This window comes from Allobranchiibius sp. CTAmp26 (assembly GCF_017565405.1).
In the GTDB taxonomy this organism is placed as follows: domain Bacteria; phylum Actinomycetota; class Actinomycetes; order Actinomycetales; family Dermatophilaceae; genus Allobranchiibius.
The window spans coordinates 32,639-52,882 of sequence record NZ_JAGEKR010000012.1 but is presented as its reverse complement, the minus strand read 5'-3'; the positions used below and the strand labels follow the sequence as shown (position 1 = coordinate 52,882).

Annotated in this window: 17 protein-coding genes; 5 read left to right on the top strand and 12 right to left on the bottom strand. The window is 70.8% G+C overall.

The annotated features are described in order from the left end of the window. Positions 1 to 27: 27 nt before the first annotated feature. The 8 genes from J4030_RS08565 to J4030_RS08530 form a co-directional block, all read right to left on the bottom strand. Positions 28 to 1,233: an MFS transporter gene (locus tag J4030_RS08565; protein ID WP_243763071.1), complete on the bottom strand. Its 1,206-nt coding sequence runs from the start codon at positions 1,231 to 1,233 to the stop codon at positions 28 to 30. A gap of 64 nt (positions 1,234 to 1,297) precedes the next feature. Further along, entirely contained in the window at positions 1,298 to 2,818 is a 1,521-nt protein-coding gene (miaB, locus tag J4030_RS08560; RefSeq protein WP_208048805.1) for a tRNA (N6-isopentenyl adenosine(37)-C2)-methylthiotransferase MiaB, read from the bottom strand. A gap of 33 nt (positions 2,819 to 2,851) precedes the next feature. Beyond that, entirely contained in the window at positions 2,852 to 4,231 is a 1,380-nt protein-coding gene (locus tag J4030_RS08555; protein ID WP_307864621.1) for an FAD-linked oxidase C-terminal domain-containing protein, read from the bottom strand. Between the two features lie 24 nt (positions 4,232 to 4,255). Further along, complete coding sequence (locus J4030_RS08550) at positions 4,256 to 4,882, bottom strand: LysE family translocator (protein WP_208048804.1); 627 nt, start codon at positions 4,880 to 4,882, stop codon at positions 4,256 to 4,258. A 23-nt stretch (positions 4,883 to 4,905) separates the two neighbouring features. Further along, complete coding sequence (locus J4030_RS08545) at positions 4,906 to 5,436, bottom strand: regulatory protein RecX (protein ID WP_208048803.1); 531 nt, start codon at positions 5,434 to 5,436, stop codon at positions 4,906 to 4,908. A 1-nt stretch (position 5,437) separates the two neighbouring features. Next, positions 5,438 to 6,514, bottom strand: a complete 1,077-nt coding sequence (gene recA, locus J4030_RS08540) for a recombinase RecA (RefSeq protein ID WP_208048802.1) — start codon at positions 6,512 to 6,514, stop codon at positions 5,438 to 5,440. Positions 6,515 to 6,858: 344 nt separating this feature from the next. Further along, positions 6,859 to 7,653: a transglutaminase family protein gene (locus J4030_RS08535; RefSeq protein ID WP_208049026.1), complete on the bottom strand. Its 795-nt coding sequence runs from the start codon at positions 7,651 to 7,653 to the stop codon at positions 6,859 to 6,861. 11 nt (positions 7,654 to 7,664) lie between these two features. Then, complete coding sequence (locus J4030_RS08530) at positions 7,665 to 7,898, bottom strand: DUF3046 domain-containing protein (RefSeq protein ID WP_208048801.1); 234 nt, start codon at positions 7,896 to 7,898, stop codon at positions 7,665 to 7,667. Positions 7,899 to 7,992: 94 nt separating this feature from the next. Here J4030_RS08530 and J4030_RS08525 point away from each other — a divergent pair, with 94 nt between their 5' ends. The 4 genes from J4030_RS08525 (at position 7,993) to J4030_RS08510 (ending at position 15,788) form a co-directional block, all read left to right on the top strand. Next, entirely contained in the window at positions 7,993 to 8,955 is a 963-nt protein-coding gene (locus J4030_RS08525; protein ID WP_208048800.1) for a nitrilase-related carbon-nitrogen hydrolase, read from the top strand. Between the two features lie 26 nt (positions 8,956 to 8,981). Beyond that, positions 8,982 to 10,001 (top strand): agmatine/peptidylarginine deiminase, encoded by a 1,020-nt coding sequence (locus J4030_RS08520; protein ID WP_208049025.1) that lies wholly within the window; start codon positions 8,982 to 8,984, stop codon positions 9,999 to 10,001. A gap of 60 nt (positions 10,002 to 10,061) precedes the next feature. Further along, positions 10,062 to 14,717, top strand: coding sequence for an ATP-dependent helicase (locus tag J4030_RS08515; protein ID WP_208048799.1), 4,656 nt, complete (start codon positions 10,062 to 10,064; stop codon positions 14,715 to 14,717). A 231-nt stretch (positions 14,718 to 14,948) separates the two neighbouring features. Next, complete coding sequence (locus J4030_RS08510; RefSeq protein ID WP_208048798.1) at positions 14,949 to 15,788, top strand: Fpg/Nei family DNA glycosylase; 840 nt, start codon at positions 14,949 to 14,951, stop codon at positions 15,786 to 15,788. Between the two features lie 128 nt (positions 15,789 to 15,916). Here J4030_RS08510 and J4030_RS08505 read toward each other — a convergent pair whose 3' ends face one another. The 4 genes from J4030_RS08505 to rimO all read right to left on the bottom strand — a co-directional run bounded on the left by J4030_RS08505 (position 15,917) and on the right by rimO (position 18,994). Further along, positions 15,917 to 16,216: a helix-turn-helix domain-containing protein gene (locus J4030_RS08505; protein ID WP_208048797.1), complete on the bottom strand. Its 300-nt coding sequence runs from the start codon at positions 16,214 to 16,216 to the stop codon at positions 15,917 to 15,919. A gap of 167 nt (positions 16,217 to 16,383) precedes the next feature. Beyond that, positions 16,384 to 16,875: a CinA family protein gene (locus J4030_RS08500; RefSeq protein ID WP_307864620.1), complete on the bottom strand. Its 492-nt coding sequence runs from the start codon at positions 16,873 to 16,875 to the stop codon at positions 16,384 to 16,386. Between the two features lie 5 nt (positions 16,876 to 16,880). After that, positions 16,881 to 17,501: a CDP-diacylglycerol--glycerol-3-phosphate 3-phosphatidyltransferase gene (pgsA, locus tag J4030_RS08495; RefSeq protein WP_374221986.1), complete on the bottom strand. Its 621-nt coding sequence runs from the start codon at positions 17,499 to 17,501 to the stop codon at positions 16,881 to 16,883. Beyond that, the gene (gene rimO / locus J4030_RS08490; protein WP_208048796.1) at positions 17,498 to 18,994 is read right to left on the bottom strand and encodes a 30S ribosomal protein S12 methylthiotransferase RimO; all 1,497 of its coding nucleotides are present in this window, start codon (positions 18,992 to 18,994) and stop codon (positions 17,498 to 17,500) included. The genes pgsA and rimO overlap by 4 nt, the downstream gene beginning before the upstream one ends. Before the next feature lie 68 nt (positions 18,995 to 19,062). Between rimO and J4030_RS08485 the strand changes: the two genes are divergently transcribed. After that, complete coding sequence (locus J4030_RS08485) at positions 19,063 to 20,238, top strand: dipeptidase (protein ID WP_208048795.1); 1,176 nt, start codon at positions 19,063 to 19,065, stop codon at positions 20,236 to 20,238. Positions 20,239 to 20,244: the final 6 nt, after the last annotated feature.

Here is a 20,244-nt window from a genome sequence, read left to right as displayed (position 1 = left end):
GATGTGCATGTCCGAACCGATCGTGTGTCAGCGGGTGCTGATTCCCAGCCACACCGCGACGAGCATGGCGGCCGCGAAGGTGACGCCGACGTAGGCCACGGCACCCGACCAGCCGTACGCCGAGTACGCGAGTCCCGCCGCGGCGCCCAGGACGGAGCTTCCCGCGTAGTAGGCGAAGAGGTAGAGCGAGCTCGCCTCCGCCCGGTGGTCGTGCGCGATGCGACTGACCCAGCCGCTCGCCACCGCGTGAGCCGCGAAGAACCCGGCGGTGAAGAGCAGCACCCCGGTCAGCACGACGGGGAGCGCTGTGGTCCAGGTCAGGAGGAGGCCGAGGAGCGCGGTCCCCTCGGAGACGAGCAGGACGACGACCCGTCCGAACCGGTCGGACAACCGTCCCGCCGCAGCCGAGGAGGCGGTGCCCGACAGGTACATCAGGAAGACCAGCCCTACGACGGTCTGCGACAGGCTGAACGGCTCTGCGAGCAGACGGTATCCAAGCAGGTTGTAGATCGAGACGAACCCGCCCATCAGCAGGAACGCGGTGCCGAAGAGTGCGAGCAGTCGAGGATTGCGCAGGTGCCCTGCAACGGCGCCCGCCGTCCGGCGTACGCCGACCGCTTGCGACTGGAAGTAGACGGACGGTGGCGCGAAGCGCACGAAGACGAGGGTGAACGCGAGGCTGACCAGTGCCGCGACCTCCAGCGCCCAGCGCCAGGTGGACAGGTCCAGGGTGAGCGAGGCAACCACTCTCCCGGCGAGGCCACCGACCGTCGTACCCGCGATGTAGCGCCCCATGGCCGCGCCGAGATCCTGGGCGTGCACCTCCTCGGCGAGGTAGGCCATCGCGGTTGCGGGCACCCCGGCGAGGGCGATCCCCTGCACCCCGCGCAACGTCACCAGCAGCCCGAACGACCCGACCCACGGCAGCAGGATGCCGATCACCGCGGTCAACAGCGCCGAGATCGTCATGACCCGGGTGCGGCCGAACCGCTCCGAGAGCGCACTGGCGGGTATCACGGCCAGCGCGAGCATGCCGGTGGTCGCCGACACCGCTAGGGCGGAACCCGCGGGCGACACGTCGAACGCGTCCGACAGCGCGGGCAGCACGGCCTGAGCGGCGTACATCGCGACGAAGGTCGTCATCCCGGCTGCGAACAGCGACATGGTGATCCGCCGATATCCGGCGTCGCCGCGCCGATATCCGGCGGGGGCAGGAGCTGTCGTCTGGGCCATCCCCGTCATCGTCTCGCAGTCCACCGGGGCATCGTGCAGACCCCCGCCCTGGACGCTGGATGCGCTAGCGGGCGCAGCCGGGACCGTCAGCGGCAGCTCGGGGTGCGGGCACGCCCACCGTCGGCATCCCGAGGGTCACCGTCGGCTTTGCCGTCGCCCCCGGCGTGGCGCCGCCCTGCAGCGCGGCCCACGCATCTCCACCGGGCGTACGCCGTACAGAGTAGGCGCCGCCCTGGATCCCAGAGTCAGCCACTAGGTGGTGCGGAGCGCCGTACGTGACACCGACCGTCACCATGTCACCTGGCCGGGCGCGCTCGGCGCCATCCGGGACCGCAAAATGCACCAGGCGGTTGTCGCGGGAACGGCCCGACATCCTGCCGCTTGCCGCGTCCTTTCGACCCTCACCGGGAGCGACCAGCACCTCGACCTGCCGGCCCTCCAGCGTGCGGTTCTCGGCCCACGAGACCTCTTCCTGTACCGCAACGAGTCGCTCGAAGCGTTCCTGCACAACGGCTTTCGGCAGCTGGTCCGGGAGGTCGGCGGCGGGAGTGCCGGGGCGGATCGAGTACTGGAAGGTGAACGCCGAGGAGAAGCGCGCCTCGCGCATGACGCGCAGGGTCTCGCCGAAGTCGGCCTCGGTCTCCCCCGGGAAGCCCACGATGATGTCGGTGGTGATCGCGGCGTCGGGCATCGAGGCGCGCACGCGCTCGATGATCCCGAGGAATTTCGCCGATCGGTAGGACCGGCGCATCTCCTTCAACACCCGGTCCGAGCCGGACTGCAGCGGCATGTGCAGCGACGGCATCACATTGGGGGTCTGCGCCATCGCGTCGATCACGTCGTCGGTGAACGCCGCCGGGTGCGGCGAGGTGAAGCGCACCCGTTCCAGGCCCTCGATCTCCCCGCACGCACGCAGCAGCTTGCCGAACGCGAGGCGGTCGCCGAACTCCACGCCGTACGTGTTGACGTTCTGCCCCAGCAGGGTCACTTCGACGACACCCTGCTCGACCAGCGCGCGCACCTCCGCGAGCACGTCGCCGGGGCGGCGGTCCTTCTCCTTGCCGCGCAGGGCCGGCACGATGCAGAACGTGCAGGTGTTGTTGCAGCCGACCGAGATCGACACCCAGCCGCTGTACGCCGAGTCGCGCCGGGTCGGCAACGTCGAGGGGAACGTCTCCAGCGACTCCAGGATCTCGACCTGCGCCTCGGCGTTGTGACGAGCTCGCTCGAGCAGCACCGGCAACGACCCGACGTTGTGAGTGCCGAAGACGACATCGACCCATGGCGCCCGCTGCACGATCGCGCCCTGGTCCTTCTGCGCGAGACAACCCCCGACAGCGATCTGCATGCCGGGGTGGGCGTCCTTGACCGGTTTCAGCGAGCCGAGGTTGCCGTAGAGCTTGTCCGCTGCGTTCTCGCGCACGGCGCAGGTGTTGTAGACGACGACATCGGCGGCCTCGGGGCGACCCTCCGTCGCCAGGGTCAGCCGGTCGACGTACCCGGCATGCTCGAGCAGACCGCTGATCCGCTCGGAGTCGTGGACGTTCATCTGGCACCCGTGGGTGCGGACCTCGTACGTGCGCATAACGCGCTCCAGGGTACGGCGTGCGTGCGCCGGTCAGATCGCCTTGCCCGGGTTGAGGATGCCGTGCGGGTCGAGCGCCGCCTTGACGGCGCGCTGCATCGCGACGACCTCCGGCCCGAGCTCGCGCTCCATTCCCGCTCGCTTCAGCAGACCGACCCCGTGCTCACCGGTGACGGTGCCGCCCGCGGCCAGAGCGGCGTCGATGATCGCGGTGAACGCGTCCTGGGCCCGTGCCTTCGCCGCCTCGTCACCGCGTTCGGTGATCATCAACGGATGCAGGTTGCCGTCGCCGGCATGCGCGATGTTGGCGATGGTCGTGTCGAAGCGGGCGGCGATCGTGGCGATCTGTTCGAGCATCTGCGGGACGGCCGCCTTGGGCACGCACACGTCCTCGGTCAGCACGTCGCCGAGCCGTTCGAGGGCGGGGTAGGCCAGCCGCCGCGCTGCCATCATCGCCTCCGCCTCCTCCGGATCGGCCGCCTCCGCGGTGAATGTCGCCCCGGCTCCGCTGAACGCCTTCTGCATCGCCGCGGCGCCGGCGGCTCCCGCCTCGCCGGCGTCGTCGAACCGGCCGATGAGCACGACGTTCGCCTCTCCGCCGATGCCCAGGTGCGCGTAGTCATCCACGGCCTGCAGCGACACCCGGTCGACGAGCTCGAGCGCGGCGGGCGTCAGCCCATGCGCCGCGACGTCGCGGACGGCCTGACCGGCGCTGGCCAGATCGTCGAAGTAGCCGATGACGGTGTGGCCCGGGTCCGGCAGCGGCAGGAGCCGGACCGTGACCTCGGTGACGACGCCGAGCGTGCCCTCGGAGCCGACATACAGCCCCATCAGGTCCAGCCCCGTCACGCCCTTGGCCGTCCGCCGGCCGAGCCGGACCACCTCTCCGGTGCCGGTGACCACCTCCAGTGCGCGAATGTAATCGCGGGTGACGCCGTACTTCACGCAGCACATGCCTCCGGCGTTGGTCGCGACGTTGCCGCCGATGGTCGACCACGGCGAGCTGGCCGGGTCCGGCGGATACCAAAGACCGTGCTCCGCGACCGCTTTGCGCAGGTCGTCGTTGATGACGCCCGGCTCCACGACCGCGAGCCGCTCGAGCGGGTCGATCTCGCGGACGGCGTTCATCCGGTCCAACGAGACGACCACGCAGCCCTCGAGCGAGTTCGCGCCTCCCGACAGGCCCGTCCCCGCGCCCCGTGGCACCACCGGCGTGCGGTGCTCGACAGCCCAGCGGACCAGCGTCTGCACCTCGGCGGTGCTGCGGGCCCGGACCACCGCGAGCGGCGTGCCGTACGGCGCCCACTCGGCCTCGTCGTGCAGGTAGCTCGCCATGAGATCCGGGTCGCTGACGACGGCGGAGGCGTCGAGGACGTCGTGCAGTGAGCTCAGAGCATCGGCTGTGACAGTCACCCGTGCGACGTTACGCCGCGCGGGTCAGTTGCGCGGCACGAGCGCGATGCCCGTCACTGCGAAGACCGTGCCCGCGACCATGTCGATGGCGCGCCCGGCTCTGCGGTAGGCGGCTACGACGGGGGCCGACGACGCGGCGGAGGCGACGACGACGTACCAACCGAGCCCGATCGCCAGGATCGCACCGAGCACGCCGGCACGTCCGGCGACGCTCAGCCCGTGCGGCAGGAGCGAGGCGAAGAGCGCACCGAAGAACACGACCGCCTTGGGGTTCGCGAGGTTGGTGAAGAGGCCGAGTCGCCAGTAGGACCGGTGGACGTACCGCGCCCGCTGACCCTCATCGACAGCCGTGGGGTCGTGGTGGTGGCCCCGGATGGCCCCTATGAGCACCCGGACGCCGTAGAGAAAGAGCAGCACGGCACCGGTGGCGCGGATCGCCAGGTAGAGGTGCTCGTAGCGGGCGATGACGGCGCTCAGCCCCACCAGCGCGCACGTGGCCCAGCACGCCATCCCGCCGACGACGCCGACGGCCACCGACAGACCAGCTCGTCGGCCATGGGCGGCCGAGGTGCGCAACACCGCGACGAAATCCGGTCCGGGAATCGCCACGGCGACGAACCAGGCCGCGAGCAACGGGAGCACCGATGACATCGACCGATTGTCGCGCATCCGCCTCAGTCGCGCTGGTGCTCCGGGGCGTCCTCGACCGCCGCGCGGATGACGGACCAGGAGAGGGCCGACGGATACCCCTTGCGCGCCAGCATTCCCGCGAGCCGGCGGGTCTGCACGGCGGCATCGAGCCCGTGCATCGAGCGCAGCTTCTTGGTGACCAGCGCCTGCGCGCGGTCCCGCTCACTCTCGTCGTCGATCTGCTCCAGAGCCTCCTGCGCGGTCTCGTCGTCGACGCCCTTGCGCCGCAGCTCGTGGGCCAGGGCGCGACGGGCCAGCCCGCGACCGGCCTGCTGGGAGCGCACGACCATGCCGGCGTACACCTCGTCGTCGACCAGACCGACCTCCTGCATCCGGTCGAGAACGACCCGCGCCACCTCGTCGTCACACCCCTTGGTGCGCAGCTTGTCCTCGAGCTGCCGGCGACTGCGCGGGGCCATCGTGAGCTGACGCAACACGATGGCCCGCGCGATGTCATGCGGGTTCGGCTCCGGGTCGGTCTCGGGGGCCGGCGAGGTTTTTCCCCGCGTCGTCATCTCAGAAGTCGACCGGCACCTCGGCGGGCGCCGCCGCCACTGCGTCGGCGGGCTTGTCGACCTGCGGGCCGATGCCCAGCTTCTCCTTGATCTTCTTCTCGATCTCATCCCCCAGGTCGGGGTTGTCCTTCAAGAAGGTGCGGACGTTCTCCTTGCCTTGGCCGAGCTGGTCACCTTCGTAGGTGTACCAAGCTCCGGACTTGCGCACGAAGCCCTGCTCGACGCCCATGTCGATCAGGCCACCCTCGCGAGAGATGCCCTGGCCGTAGAGGATGTCGAACTCCGCCTGCTTGAACGGCGGCGCGACCTTGTTCTTGACGACCTTGACGCGGGTGCGGTTGCCGACCGGGTCGGTACCGTCCTTCAGCGTCTCGATCCGGCGCACGTCCAGGCGCACCGAGGCGTAGAACTTCAGTGCCTTGCCACCGGTGGTGGTCTCCGGCGAACCGAACATCACCCCGATCTTCTCGCGCAGCTGGTTGATGAAGATCGCGGTCGTGCCGGTGTTGTTGAGCGCACCGGTGATCTTGCGCAGCGCCTGGGACATCAACCGGGCCTGCAGGCCGACGTGGCTGTCACCCATCTCGCCCTCGATCTCCGCACGCGGTACGAGCGCGGCGACCGAGTCGATGACGATGATGTCGATCGACCCGGAGCGGATCAGCATGTCGGTGATCTCCAGCGCCTGCTCACCGGTGTCGGGCTGGCTGACCAGCAGGGAGTCGATGTCGACGCCGAGCTTCTTGGCGTACTCGGGGTCGAGCGCGTGCTCGGCGTCGATGAACGCCGCGATGCCTCCAGCACGCTGTGCGCTGGCGACCGCGTGCAGCGCGACGGTGGTCTTACCGCTGCTCTCCGGGCCGTAGATCTCCACCACGCGACCGCGCGGCAGCCCGCCGATCCCGAGGGCCACGTCGAGCGCAATCGCACCCGTCGGGATGACGTCGATCGGCGGACGAACGTCGTCGCCGAGCCGCATCACCGCTCCCTTGCCGTGCGCCTTCTCGATCTGCGCCATGACGGCATCGAGGGCCTTGACCTTCTCGCCGGGCTTGGGGCCGGCCGGTGCTGGACTCATCGGGTGCTTCTCTCTGCTCGAGGTGGTCGCGCCTGCCGTCGACCTTCTCCCTGCGTCAACGTGCGGTGACGTGAGATCTGGTCAGACGCTAGGCGCCCCCACCGACAGCCACCGGGCTCGGTCCAGCACGTGTGGACAAGCAGCTCCCCGGGAGGGCACCTGTGGAAATCGTAGACCAGCGACCGAACACGCGTACGAAGCGACACGCCGTACGTCGACGCGTCTCGAACGCCGCCGCCGCACCACCCCGACCGCGCGATGTGCGCGGTTTACGTCCTCGGCCAGTACTGCAGCCCTGGCCACCGACGCAAAACCCCACGGAGCGGGTCGCCTACCGCGCTTCGTCAGCGACTCAAACGGACGAGGCCCGTGTGATTGTCCTGCGGCAGCTGGCCGTCGATGACCGCCCCGACCGTGATCGCCTGCAGTGTCACCGGGCCGCCGAAACTGGTCATGAACGAGGTGTCCGCGGCGTCGCGCCCGGTCGCCACCCGGAGCAGCGACTGCCGCGGCGCGAGCCCGGTCGCGTCCACCGTGTGCCACGCCCCCTCGACGTAGACCTCGACGACCGCGTGGAAGTCCATCGGGTCCAGACCGGGCGCGTACACCGCGATCAGCCGGGCCGGCACGCCCCGGGCACGCAGGATCGCGATGGCCAGGTGCGCGAAGTCGCGGCACACGCCGTTGCCGAGCAGGAAGGTGTCGAGCGCACCGTCGGTCGGCCGGGACGAACCCGAGACGTACGCCGTGCGCCGCTGCACCCACTGCCGCACCGCGAGCACCAGCTCGACCCCGTCCAGGTCGCCGAAGAGTTCGGCAGCCACCCCGAAGAGCCGGTCGGACTCGGCATACCTGCTGGGCACCTGGTTGCCCAGCTGCGCGCCGGTGCCCTCATCGCCGTCCTCCTCGTAGCCGGAAACCGTTGCCTCGTAACGCATCCGGTACGCGCCGGGCGTCGCTTCGAAGAGATGCAGCACCCCGTCGTGAGTGTCCTCCACCTCTTGGACGTCGATCTCGTCGCCGTCACGCGTAATCCGCATTGACTCGTCGATCTGCAGGCCCTTGCACCGGGCGGCCGCGACGGCCAACACGATCCTCGCCGGCCCGTCGACCTGGAAGTCCAGAGCGGCGTTCACCATCCGCTTCACGCCTACGGCTCCTTCGTCTCGGCGCCCGGCAGATCGCGGCCGAGCCACCGCTCGGGGGGCACTTCGAGGTCGACGCAGAGCGCCCGCCACACCTCGCGCGGGCCCACGCCGTCCTCCAGGGCCTCGTCCGCGCTGCGATCGTGCAGTGCGTGGATCGCGTGCGAACGCGCGAGCACCCGGCTGTAGCCCGAGCCGAACTCGTCGTCCATCAGTCGCCAGAACTCGCTCAATCGCACGCCGCCAGTCTGACAGCCGTCGGCGTGCCCGACGGACGCGCGCGAAGCAGCCGACTCGGCGCGGCCCGCCCGAGCGACGCGCGATACTTCACCCATGCGCCTCATCACCGCTCCCGCCGTCCCCGACTCCCCCGCGAGGGTGCTTGCTCCGTCCGACGCGCCGGTCCGCGTCGGACTGGTCCAGCACGCCTGGGATTCCGACGCCGCGCGCCTGACGCAGACGCTGCACGACGGCATCGGTCAGGCCGCGGACGCCGGCGCACGCTTCGTGTTCCTGCCCGAGCTCACGCTGTCGCGCTACCCCGCCGACACCCTCCCCTCCGGCCTGGCGTCGCAGACCGCAGAGGACCTGTCCGACGGGCCGACGATGCGCTTCGCGCGCGACGCCGCGCGCGAGCACGGCGTCTACGTGCACGCCTCCCTCTACGAACGCGCCGACGCCGAGGACGGCCGTGGCCTCAACACCGCGATCCTGGTCTCGCCGGACGGCGACCTGGTGCAGCGCACCCGCAAGACCCACATCCCCGTCACCGCCGGGTACTACGAGGACAAGTACTTCCGTCCCGGACCCGCCGACGATGCCTATCCCGTCGCGATCGTCGACGATCCGGCGATCAAGCTGGGTATGCCGACGTGTTGGGACGAGTGGTTCCCCGAGGTCGCGCGGTCGTACGCGCTCGCCGGCGCCGACGTCCTCGTCTATCCCACCGCCATCGGCTCGGAGCCGGACCACCCGGAGTTCGACACCCAGCCGCTGTGGCAGCACACGATCGTCGCGCACGCCATCGCCAACGGCCTCTTCGTGATCGCGCCGAATCGCTGCGGCAGCGAGGGACTGATCACGTTCTACGGCACGTCGTTCGTCGCCGACCCGTACGGCCGGGTGCTCGTGCAGGCGCCGCGTGACGAGCAGTGCGTGCTGGTGGCCGACCTCGACATCGCCCAGCGTCGCGATTGGCTCGACCTCTTCCCCTTCCTCGCCACCCGCCGTCCCGACACCTACGCGTCGCTCGCGGCGCCGATCCGTCCGGAGCACCAGCGCACGGTCGAGCAGTGACGGTGCAGGCCGCCGGCGACTGGCGGATGCCGCCGGAGTGGGCGCCGCACGAACGCACCTGGATGGCCTTCCCCACGAAGGGTTACACGCTCGGCGACACCCCCGCGGAAGCCGACGCGGCTCGGCGTACCTGGGCCTCGGTCGCGAATGCCGTCGCCCGCTTCGAACCGGTGTCGATGGTCGTGGCACCGGCCGACGCGGCGATCGCGCGTGACCTGCTCGACCCGGCCGTCGAGATGCATCAGACCGACCTCGACGACGCATGGATGCGCGACATCGGCCCGTCGTTCGTCGTGTCGGCCGACGGTTCGCGCCTCTGCGCCGTCGACTGGGTCTTCAACGGGTGGGGCGCACAGTCCTGGGCCAGCTGGGAGCACGACGCGCGGATCGGCCGGTACGTCGCCGGGCTCGCGGGCGCCGAGGCGGTCACGTCACCGATCGTCAACGAGGGCGGGGGTTTCCACGTCGACGGCGAGGGTACCGTGCTGCTGACCGAGACGGTGCAACTCGACCCGGGACGCAATCCGGGCGCGACGAAGGCGTCCATCGAGGCCGAGTTCGCGCGGTGCCTCGGCGTCGACACGTTCCTCTGGCTGCCGCGCGGACTGTCTCGCGACTACGACGAGTTCGGCACCCGGGGGCATGTCGACATCGTGGCGACCTTCCCGTCCCCCGGTGTGGTGCTGGTGCACTCCCAGGAGGATCCGGGCCACCCCGACCACGCGGTCAGCCGGTGGCTGATCGACGGTCTGCGTGGCGCGGTGGACGCAGCCGGACGCACACTCGAAATCGTCGAGATTCCCGCTCCCGCAACTCTTTCCGATGATGAAGGACCGGTCGACTACAGCTACGTCAACCACCTGGTCGTCAACGGCGGAGTCATCGCCTGCACCTTCGACGACGCCCACGACGACCGCGCGCTCGACGTGCTGCGGCAGGTCTATCCGGGGCGCGACGTCGTCGGGGTCGACGCCCGCGAGATCTTCGCGCGCGGAGGCGGAATCCACTGCATCACCCAGCAGCAGCCGGCCCTCCTGCAGACCTGATCGGGCGGTCGGCTCACCGGCGGAGTGCTTGTCGGTGGCGGATGGCAGGCTGACGGGGTCATGAGCAACGGCGTCGACGTCCTCGACCGCTTCTCCCCCATCACCCGGGCATGGTTCACGGGCACCTTCAGCGAGCCCACGGCCGCCCAGATCGGGGCGTGGGACGCGATCTCGAGCGGGTCGCACACCCTGGTCGTCGCGCCGACCGGCTCCGGCAAGACGCTGTCGGCGTTCCTGTGGGCGCTGGACCGCATGACCGCGGAGGTGACGCCGAAGGACCCGCAGAAACGCTGCCGCGTCCTGTACATCTCCCCCATGAAGGCGCTCGCGGTCGACGTCGAGCGCAACCTGCGCGCCCCCCTGGTGGGACTGCGCCACGCGGCGACCCGGCTAGGCGCCGAACCACCCGACGTGACGGTCGCCGTCCGGTCCGGCGACACCCCGGCGCAGGAGCGACGCGCGTTCACCCGCAGCCCCAGCGACGTGCTCATCACGACTCCCGAGTCACTCTTCCTGCTCCTCACCTCGGCCGCTCGCGAGTCGCTGACCGGCATCGAGACGGTGATCCTCGACGAGGTCCACGCACTGGCCGGGACCAAGCGCGGCGCCCATCTGGCGGTGTCGCTGGAGCGGCTCGACGCGCTGCTCGACACCCCCGCTCAACGGGTCGGACTGTCGGCGACCGTCCGCCCGGTCGACGAGGTCGCGCGGTTCCTCGCCGGCGGCCGACCGGTCACCTGCGTCCAGCCGCCGTCGACGAAGGAGTGGGACCTCGACGTCGTCGTACCGGTGCCGGACCTGTCCGAGCTCGGCCAGACCACCGACGACCTGACCGGCGCCGCGGCAGGTCCGCGGGAGCGCAGTTCGATCTGGCCGCATGTCGAAGAACGCATCGTCGACCTCATCTCCGAACATCGATCGACCCTGGTCTTCGCCAACTCCCGGCGCCTTGCGGAGCGGCTGACCACGCGCCTCAACGAGATCTGGCAGGAGCGCACGGCCGAGGCGGACGAGGCTGTCGCAGAGGGTGATTCGCGGCCCCCGGCCGAGGTGATGGCACAGGCGGGCAGCTCGCGGGGTGCGCCGGCTGTTCTTGCCCGCGCCCACCACGGATCGGTCAGCAAGGAGCAGCGCGGCGAGATCGAGGACGCACTCAAGACCGGCACCCTGCCGGCGGTCGTCGCGACCAGTTCTCTCGAGCTGGGCATCGACATGGGCGCGGTCGACCTCGTCATCCAGGTCGAGTCACCGCCGAGCGTCGCCAGCGGGTTGCAACGGGTCGGACGCGCGGGCCACCAGGTCGGCGCGGTCAGCCACGGCGTCGTCTTCCCCAAGTTCCGCGGTGACCTCGTGCAGACAGCGGTCGTGGTGGAGCGGATGCGCGACGGCGGCATCGAGGCCCTGCGGGTGCCCGCCAACCCCATCGACGTCCTCGCGCAGCAGATCGTCGCGATGTGCGCGATGGACGACTGGAACGTCGACGAGCTCTTCGCGCTGATGCAGCGGTCGGCGTCGTTCGGCACCCTCGCCCGTACGGTGCTCGAGTCGGTGCTCGACATGCTCTCGGGCCGCTACCCGAGCGAGGAGTTCGCCGAGCTGCGGCCGCGCATCGTCTGGGACCGGGTCGGCGGCAGCTTGTCCGGTCGCCCGGGCGCGCAACGGCTGGCGGTGACCAGCGGAGGCACGATCCCCGACCGCGGGCTGTACGCCGTCTTCCTCGCCTCCGGCGACGGACCCGGCCGTCGGGTGGGCGAGCTCGACGAGGAGATGGTCTACGAATCCCGCGTCGGCGACCTCTTCACCCTCGGCACCAGCACCTGGCGCATCGAGGACATCACCCACGACCGGGTGCTGGTGACCCCGGCGCCCGGCCAGCCCGGCAAACTGCCGTTCTGGAAGGGCGACTCGCTCGGCCGACCCGCCGAACTCGGCGCCGCTGTGGGCGCATTCGTCCGTGAGGTCGGCGCACTGCCGGACGACAAGGCGCACGAGCGCGTCAAGGCCGCCGGCCTGGACCAGTGGGCCGCCGACAACCTGATCGCCTATCTGCGCGAGCAGCAGGAGGCGACCGGCCAGCTCTCCCACGACCGGCAGATCGTCATCGAACGCTTCCGCGACGAGCTCGGCGACTGGCGCATCGTCATTCATTCCCCGTACGGCGCCGGTGTGCACGCACCGTGGGCGCTCGCGATCGCCGCCCGGATGCGGGAGCGCTTCGGCCTCGAGGTGCAGGCCATGCACGGCGACGACGGCATCGTGCTGCGGCTGCTCGACCTGGATCTCGACGAGGGTGAGCAGTCGCTCGGAAGCGCGCTGATGGAGATCGTAGCGCTCGACCCCGAAGAAGTGCACCAGCTGGTCACCGAGCAGATCGGCGGATCCGCCCTCTTCGCAGCGCGTTTCCGTGAGTGCGCGGCCCGCGCCCTCCTGCTCCCTCGTCGGCAGCCGGGCAAGCGGCAGGCTCTGTGGCAGCAGCGGCAACGGGCGTCCCAGCTGCTGGAGGTCGCCAGTCGCTACCCGTCGTTCCCAATCGTGCTCGAAGCGGTCCGGGAGTGCATCCAGGACGTCTTCGACGTGCCGGGGCTGACCCAGCTGATGCGTGACATCGGTGCGCGCCGCATCCGGATGGTGCAGGTCGACACCCCGCGGCCGTCGCCGTTCGCCGCCAGCCTGCTCTTCGGGTATGTCGCGCAGTTCCTCTACGAGGGCGACTCTCCGCTGGCCGAACGCCGCGCCGCTGCGCTCGCGCTCGACCCGTCGCTGCTGTCCGACCTGCTCGGCACCAGCGAGGGCGCTTCCTTGCGCGACCTGCTCGATCCCCAAGTCGTCACCGACACCGGGCTAGAGCTGCAGCGGCTCGCCGAGGGCCGGCGCGCCCGGAACGCGGAGGAGGTCGCCGACCTGCTGCGCGTGCTCGGACCTCTGACGCTCGAGGAGGTCACCGAGCGCAGCGACAGCGAAGTGGAGGTCGTACGCGGGTGGCTGGCCGACCTGATCAGCACCCGACGACTCATCGAGCCCTCCTGGGGCGGGACCGTGCGGTACGCCGCGATCGAGGACTCCTCGCGGCTGCGGGATGCCCTCGGGGTCGCCCTGCCGCCGGGTGTGCCGGGCGCGTTCCTGGAGCCCGTCGACGACCCGCTCGGTGAGTTGCTCTCCCGCTACGCCCGCACCCACATCCCCTTCACCGTCATGGAGGCCGCCGAGTCCTTCGGCCTGGGGCGCGCCGTGGTCCACGACGGGCTGCGGCGGCTGGTCGGCGCGGGCCGTCTGGTCGAGGGCGAGTTCCGCCCCGGAGTGCAGTCCGGCGAGGGTGCGGCCCTGGAGTTCTGCGACCGCGAGGTGCTGCGCATCCTCAAGCGCCGCTCGCTGGCATCGCTACGTGCCGAGGTCGAGCCGGTCCCGGCGGTCGAACTGGCCAGGTTCATGCCGTCGTGGCAAGGCGTCCAAGGCCGCGCCCGCGGAGCCGACGGTCTGCTGCGTGCCGTCGAGCAACTGGCCGGCGCGCGGGTACCCGCCAGCGCATTGGAGACTCTGGTGCTCCCGGCCCGCGTGGTCGGTTACACACCGGGGCTGCTGGACGAGCTCACCACCAGTGGCGAGGTGCTCTGGCAGGGCCACGCCGCGCTGCCTGGCGACGACGGGTGGGTCTCGTTGCACCTGACCGAAACCGCGCACCTCACGCTCGCCCCGGCCGACGAGACCCTCGAGCCGACCGAGGCGCACACCGCGCTGATGGACGCGCTCGGTGCCGGCGGCGCGTACTTCTTCCGCACCCTGTCCGACGCCGCACACTCCACCGACGACACCGCGCTCGTCGGAGCCCTGTGGGACCTCGTCTGGGCCGGGCGGGTCACCGGCGACACGCTGGCACCGCTGCGCGCGCTGCTTGCCGGCGGCCGCACCGCGCACAAGGCGAAGACGTCCGGTCCGCGGCGCACCCGGTACGCACGGCCCGGGTCGGGTCTGCGCGCGATGGGCGCTGGCCGCCCGGCGATGCCCACTCGCGGCGGCCCACCGACCTCCGCCGGACGTTGGTCGGCACTGCCGGTAGCGGACACCGATGCGACGCTCCGTGCTCTGGCCACCACCGAGGTGCTCCTCGACCGCTACGGCGTGGTCACCCGCGGTTCGGTCGCAGCCGAAGGGGTGCCCGGTGGGTTCTCCGTCATCTACAAGGTGCTGGCATCGGCCGAGGAAACCGGCCGGGTGCGCCGCGGCTACTTCGTCGAAGGGCTCGGTGCCGCTCAGTTCGCCACCTCCGGAGCCATCGACCGGCTGCGCGCGGGTGCGAAACCCATCACCAGCCACCGCAACCCGTGGGACGCCCCGGCGCCGACCGAAGCAGCACGGGCCGTCGTACTCGCCGCCGCGGACCCGGCCAACCCGTACGGCGCCGCGTTGCCCTGGCCCGAGGCCGAGGGCGGGCACAAGCCCGGGCGCAAGGCCGGTGCGCTCGTGGTCCTCGTCGACGGAGTGCTCGCGCTCTACATCGAACGGGGTGGCAAATCGCTGCTCAGCTGGTCGAGCGAGGAGTCGGAGCTGGAGGCTGCCGCAGACGCACTGGTGCTCGCCGTCCGCGAAGGGGCCCTCGGGCAGCTCACCGTGCACACCGCCGACGGTGACGCGGTGCTCGGTGCCCAGTCGCCGCTCACCGACGCACTGCAGAAGGCGGGCTTCCACACCACCCCGCGCGGCCTGCGCCTGCGCCGCTGACCCGACCGCTCCGCCGGTTGTCAGCAGGAAAGTGACGCCGACACCACAGATCCGCTGACAACCGGGTCACCACCCCGCCGGTTGTCAGCAGGAAAGTGGCGCCGACAACACGAATCCGCTGACAACCAGGTCACCACCCCGTCGGTCGTCAGCAGGAAAATGACACCGACACCACGGATCCGCTGACAACCACGGTCAGGGCCGCGGGAGCCGGCCGGTTACGGTGGCGAGGTGCCCGAAGGCGACGTCGTCTGGAAGGCGGCCGACCGACTGAACGCCGCACTGCGCGACCAACCGCTGGTCGGCGCCGAGTTGCGCTGGCCCAGCATCCCCGACCGCCCGTTGCACGGCATGGTCACGACCGGGGTGCACAGTCGCGGGAAGCACTTGCTGCATCGGCTGGACTCGGGTCTGACGATCCACTCCCACCTGCGCATGGAGGGTTCGTGGCGGGTGCGCCCGACACCGCAGGTGACACCGCGCTTCGCCCAAGCCGCCGACATCCGTGCCCTCCTCGCGACCGACACCTGGGCTGCCGTCGGCTGGCGCCTCGGCATGCTCGACCTGATTGCAACCGGCGACGAGCACCGGCTGGTCGGACATCTCGGCCCCGATGTGCTCGGCGCGGATTGGGACCCGGAGGAGGCGGTACGCCGGCTGCTCCAAACTCCTGCCCTCACCATCGGCGAGGCGTTGTTGGACCAGCGCAACCTCGCCGGGATCGGCACGTTCTTCGCCGCCGAAGCCCTCTTCGCCCGCCGGCTGAATCCGTGGACGGCGATCGACGAACTCGATCCCGAGCAGATCCGTGCCCTGGTGGACGTGGCGCAACGGCAGCTGGCGCAGTCGGCGCACGACCCGTCGCGCTCGCTCACCCAGCGCACCGGGCTGCTCGACGACAACTACGTGCACGGTCGCAGCGGGCTGCCGTGCGAGCGATGCGGCACGCTCATCCGGGTCGCGATGATCGGCACGGCCCCTCAGGACCGCACGATGTTCTACTGCCCGCACTGCCAGGGCGGGCTGGGACCCACGGACGACGGGAAACGTCAGCGCCCCATCGGTCGGTGATGTCCTCGGGGGGAAACATCGGGAGTACGTGCGCGCCCTAAGCGGCGCGCAGGTACTCCCAAGATCGGGGTAGAACCGTGCGCGACCCACCGAGCGCGCAGGAACTCCCGCCGTGCGTAGGACGCGGATCAGGCCGCGGAGACGACCGGGGTGCGCTCGGTGTGCATCGGGAGCGGCACCGGCGCGCCGACGGCCTCGGCGGCTGCCACGCGCTGGGACACCTGGGACAGGGCCGTCGAAAGGGGGATGCCGAGGGCCGAGCAGACCGATGACAGCAGTTCGGAGGAGGCTTCCTTCTCACCGCGTTCGATCTCGCTGAGGTAGCCCAGCGAGACCTTGGCTGCGGCCGAGACCTCGCGCAGTGTGCGGCCTTGGTCCTGGCGCTGGTCGCGAAGGACATCACCGAGCTCGCGTCGTAACAAGATCATGAGCGCCTCCCAGTGTCCTCGTGTCGTCGGCCGGTGCGATCGGGCATCGCAGCGTACGTGGTGACCGCTTCGTGTCCGTCAGCCTACCCACTGGGGCCGACACACGTGTCGAGGCCCGGCCACGGGCAGCTGGAGCATCATCCCTCTGAACGCCCTCGTCGAGTCGATTAATCCCGGCGACCCGCGTCGGCGAGCTGCGCGGCCAGCAGCTGGAGCACCGCCACGGTGCACGCCTCTCGCACGGCCTCGCGGCCCCCGGGCAGGTCCAGCTGCTGCACCCGCACGCCCCGCGGGGCCGCCACCGCCACGAACGCACGCCCGACGGGTTGGCCGTCCTGCTCGGTCGGTCCCGCGACGCCGGTCGTCCCGAGCCCGTACGTCGACCCGAGGACCCGGCGTACGCCGGTCGCCATCTGCTCGGCGACCTGCGCCTGCACCGCGCCACCGGCGGCCAACAGCCCGCCGTCCACGCCCAGCACGCTGTGCTTGAGGTCGGTCGCGTAGGCCACCACTCCCCCGCGCACCACGGCGCTGGCGCCGGGCACCTGCACCAACCGGGCCACGACGAGCCCCCCGGTCAGCGATTCGGCCACTGCGACCGTGGCGTCCTCGGCCCGCAGCGCCGCGACGATGACGGCCGGATCGATCGCCCCCGACACGGGACTCAGCGCACCGGTGCGGCGCGCAGCCGCAGCGCTCGGAACACGTAGTCGACGCCGGTCACGACCGTGATGACGAGCGCGACCAGCAGCACGCACCACGCCGCGACGTGCACGATGCCGCCCAGGGGCATCACGAACAACCCGATCCCGAGTGCCTGCAGCGCCGTCTTGGCCTTACCGCCACGGCTCGCCGGCAGCACTCCGTGCCGCAGCACCCACAGCCGCAGCACCGTCACGCCGAACTCGCGCAGCAGGATGAGCACGGTGATCCACCACGGGACCTCGTGGATCAGCGACAGGCCGACGAGCGCCATCCCCATGAGCGCCTTGTCGGCGATCGGGTCGACGATCTTGCCGAAGTCGGTGACCAGCCCGCGCGACCGTGCGAGGTCGCCGTCGATGCGGTCGGTGACCGACGCGACGAAGAAGACCCCCAGCGCACCCCAGCGGTACGCCGTGTCGTGACCCCCGTGGGTGAGCAACAGCCACCCGAAGAGCGGCACCAGGAGGATCCGCAGGACGGTCAGGGCGTTGGCGATGTTCCAGTTGCTCACCCCGGTGCTCGGGGCGGTCGCGGGATCGGGCACGAGCGGCGGAGGCACCAGGCGGTGCTCTCCGCTCACAACGGGCTCGCGATCCAGTCGATCCCGAGGGTGTCCTCGACGCGGGCCGTCACGAGGTCGCCGACGGCCGGGCGGGCCTTGTCGCCGTAGGTCAGGATCGTCTCGCCGTCGACGTCGGGTCCCTGCTGGCCGGCGCGACCGCGGACCTCCCACTCACCGGAGTCCTCGTCCAACTCCGAGGACTCGACGAGGACCTCGACCTCCTCGCCGATGCGCTCGGCGGCGCGCTGCTCGTTGAGCTCGGTCGCGAGGGTGCGGATGTGCTCGACCCGCGCGTCGATCTCGTCGGCGGGCAGCTTTGCGGCGTACGACTCGGCCTCGGTGCCGTCCTCGTCGGAGTAGCCGAAGACGCCCACCACGTCGAGCCGGGCGTTCAGCAGGAACTCCTCGAGCTCCGCGACGTCGTCCTCGGTCTCACCGGGGAAGCCGACGATGACGTTGGAGCGGATGCCGGCGTACGGCGACCGCTCGCGCACCTGCTCCAGCAGCCCCAGGAAGGACTCACGGTCACCGAACCGACGCATCGTGCGGAGCAGCGGACCGCTCGCGTGCTGGAAGGAGATGTCGAAGTACGGAGCCACCCCAGGGGTGGAGGTCATCACGTCGAGCAGGTCGGGGCGGATCTCGGCCGGCTGCAGATAGGAGACGCGCACCCGCGAGATACCCTCCACGGCAACGAGTTCCGGCAGCATCGTATCGAGCAGCCGCAGGTCGCCGAGGTCCTTGCCGTACGACGTGGAGTTCTCGCTGACCAGGAATATCTCCCGCGCGTCGTGCTGCCCGAGCCAGCGCGCCTCGTCCAGGACGTCGGCGGGTCGACGTGAGACGAACGCGCCCCGGAACATGGGAATCGCGCAGAACGCGCATCGCCGGTCGCACCCGCTGGCGATCTTCAGCGGCGCCCAGGGGCGCCCGTCGAGCCGGGCGCGGATGACGCGCGGGGACCCGGCGGGCGACTCGATCGTGACGTCCTGGGGCGGACCGGCGATCTCTCCTGCGCTGAGCGGGGTGTTTCCCTGATGGCTTCCGTGGCCCGGCTGCGCGACGCCCTGCCCCTGGCGCGCCACCGGCGACAGCGGCAGCAGCTTGCGGCGATCTCCCGGCGTGTGCGACTCCGGGCGCTCACCGTCGAGGATGCGGGTCAGCGATGCCGACATGTCCTCGTAGGAATCGAATCCGAGCACGGCGTCGGCCTCGGGCAGCTCCTCGGCCAGCTTCTTGCCGTATCGCTGGGCCAGACATCCGACGGCCACGACCGCCTTCGTACGACCGTGCTGTTTGAGGTCGTTCGCCTCCAGCAGGGCGTCGATCGAATCCTTCTTGGCCTGCTCCACGAAGCCGCAGGTGTTGACCACCGCCACGTCGGCGTCGGCCGCGTCATCGACCAGGGACCACCCGCCGGCGGCCAGCCGGCCGGCCAGTTCCTCTGAATCCACCTCGTTGCGCGCGCACCCGAGTGTGACGAGCGCAACGCTGCGCGAAGGGGAGGACATACCCCACAGGGTAGTTGGCTTCGCGGACCCTCCCCGCCGGGCGCCATCGCGGATGATGGGATGGCCCGATGCCCCGAGACCTGACGGACGTCCTGCACGAGCACCCCCTCATCGACGGTCACAACGACCTGCCGTGGGCCGCGCGCGACCTCGCGGGGTACGACTTCGACCGGCTCGACCTCGCTGCCGGCACCGACGGTCGCACCCATACCGACCTGCCGCGCCTGGCCGCGGGCCTGGTCGGCGGGCAGTTCTGGTCGGTGTGGGTGCCGACGACGCTCGCCGGCGACGCAGCCGTCACAGCGACGCTGGAGCAGATCGACGGCGTCCACCAGATGATCGGCCGGTACGCCGACCGGTTGGGCCTCGCGCGCACCGCCGACGAGGCGCGGCGCGTCTTCTCCTCCGGCCGCATCGCGTCGTTCCTCGGCGCCGAGGGCGGGCACAGCATCGGGTGCTCGCTCGGTGCGCTCCGGATGCTGCACGTGCTCGGGGTCCGCTACATGACCCTGACGCACAACGAGAACGTGCCGTGGGCCGACTCGGCCACCGATACGCCGGCACACCACGGGCTCAGCCGCTTCGGGGTCGAGGTGGTGCGGGAGATGAACCGGATCGGCATGCTCGTCGACCTGTCGCATGTGAGCGCCGACACCATGCGCCATGCGCTGGCCGAGTCGGTGGCGCCGGTGATCTTCTCCCATTCCAGCGCCCGCGCCGTGTGCGACAGCCCCCGCAACGCGCCCGACGACGTCCTCGAGACGCTGCGGAAGAGGAACGGCGTGATCATGGCGACGTTCGTGCCGGACTTCGTGTCGCCGCAGTGCGCGGCATGGCGCGCTGACGCCCGCGAGGCGGCGCGCACCGAGGGCATCGACCCCAACGACCACGAGCGGTACGAGGCCTTCGCCGCGCGGCACGTCGCCTCCCACCCGCGCCCGACCGCCACCATCGAGCACGTCCTCGCCCACTTCGACCACCTGCGCGAGGTGGTGGGCGTCGACCACCTCGGGGTGGGGGGCGACTACGACGGGGTGCGGGAGCTTCCCGAGGGACTGCAGGACGTCAGCTGCTACCCGCGACTGTTCGGCGGCCTGCGCGATCGCGGCTGGTCCGACGAGGACCTGGTGAAGGTCGCGGGCGGCAACGTGCTGCGCGTTCTCGGTGACGCCGAGGACGTGGCGCGCGAACTGCAGACCACGCGCGGTCCCAGCCTTGCGACGTACGCCGACCTCGACGGCTGATCGGGC

Excerpts from the sequence above, each read along its gene's own strand:
- J4030_RS08535 (WP_208049026.1), bottom strand. The coding sequence starts at position 7,653 with ATGGTGAACGCCGCTCTGGACTTCCAGGTCGACGGGCCGGCGAGGATC.
- J4030_RS08550 (WP_208048804.1), bottom strand. The coding sequence starts at position 4,882 with ATGTCATCGGTGCTCCCGTTGCTCGCGGCCTGGTTCGTCGCCGTGGCG.
- J4030_RS08485 (WP_208048795.1), top strand. The coding sequence starts at position 19,063 with ATGCCCCGAGACCTGACGGACGTCCTGCACGAGCACCCCCTCATCGAC.
- recA (WP_208048802.1), bottom strand. The coding sequence starts at position 6,514 with ATGAGTCCAGCACCGGCCGGCCCCAAGCCCGGCGAGAAGGTCAAGGCC.
- J4030_RS08565 (WP_243763071.1), bottom strand. The coding sequence starts at position 1,233 with ATGGCCCAGACGACAGCTCCTGCCCCCGCCGGATATCGGCGCGGCGAC.
- J4030_RS08525 (WP_208048800.1), top strand. The coding sequence starts at position 7,993 with ATGCGCCTCATCACCGCTCCCGCCGTCCCCGACTCCCCCGCGAGGGTG.
- J4030_RS08520 (WP_208049025.1), top strand. The coding sequence starts at position 8,982 with ATGCCGCCGGAGTGGGCGCCGCACGAACGCACCTGGATGGCCTTCCCC.
- rimO (WP_208048796.1), bottom strand. The coding sequence starts at position 18,994 with ATGTCCTCCCCTTCGCGCAGCGTTGCGCTCGTCACACTCGGGTGCGCG.
- miaB (WP_208048805.1), bottom strand. The coding sequence starts at position 2,818 with ATGCGCACGTACGAGGTCCGCACCCACGGGTGCCAGATGAACGTCCAC.
- J4030_RS08515 (WP_208048799.1), top strand. The coding sequence starts at position 10,062 with ATGAGCAACGGCGTCGACGTCCTCGACCGCTTCTCCCCCATCACCCGG.
- J4030_RS08545 (WP_208048803.1), bottom strand. The coding sequence starts at position 5,436 with ATGACGACGCGGGGAAAAACCTCGCCGGCCCCCGAGACCGACCCGGAG.
- J4030_RS08505 (WP_208048797.1), bottom strand. The coding sequence starts at position 16,216 with ATGATCTTGTTACGACGCGAGCTCGGTGATGTCCTTCGCGACCAGCGC.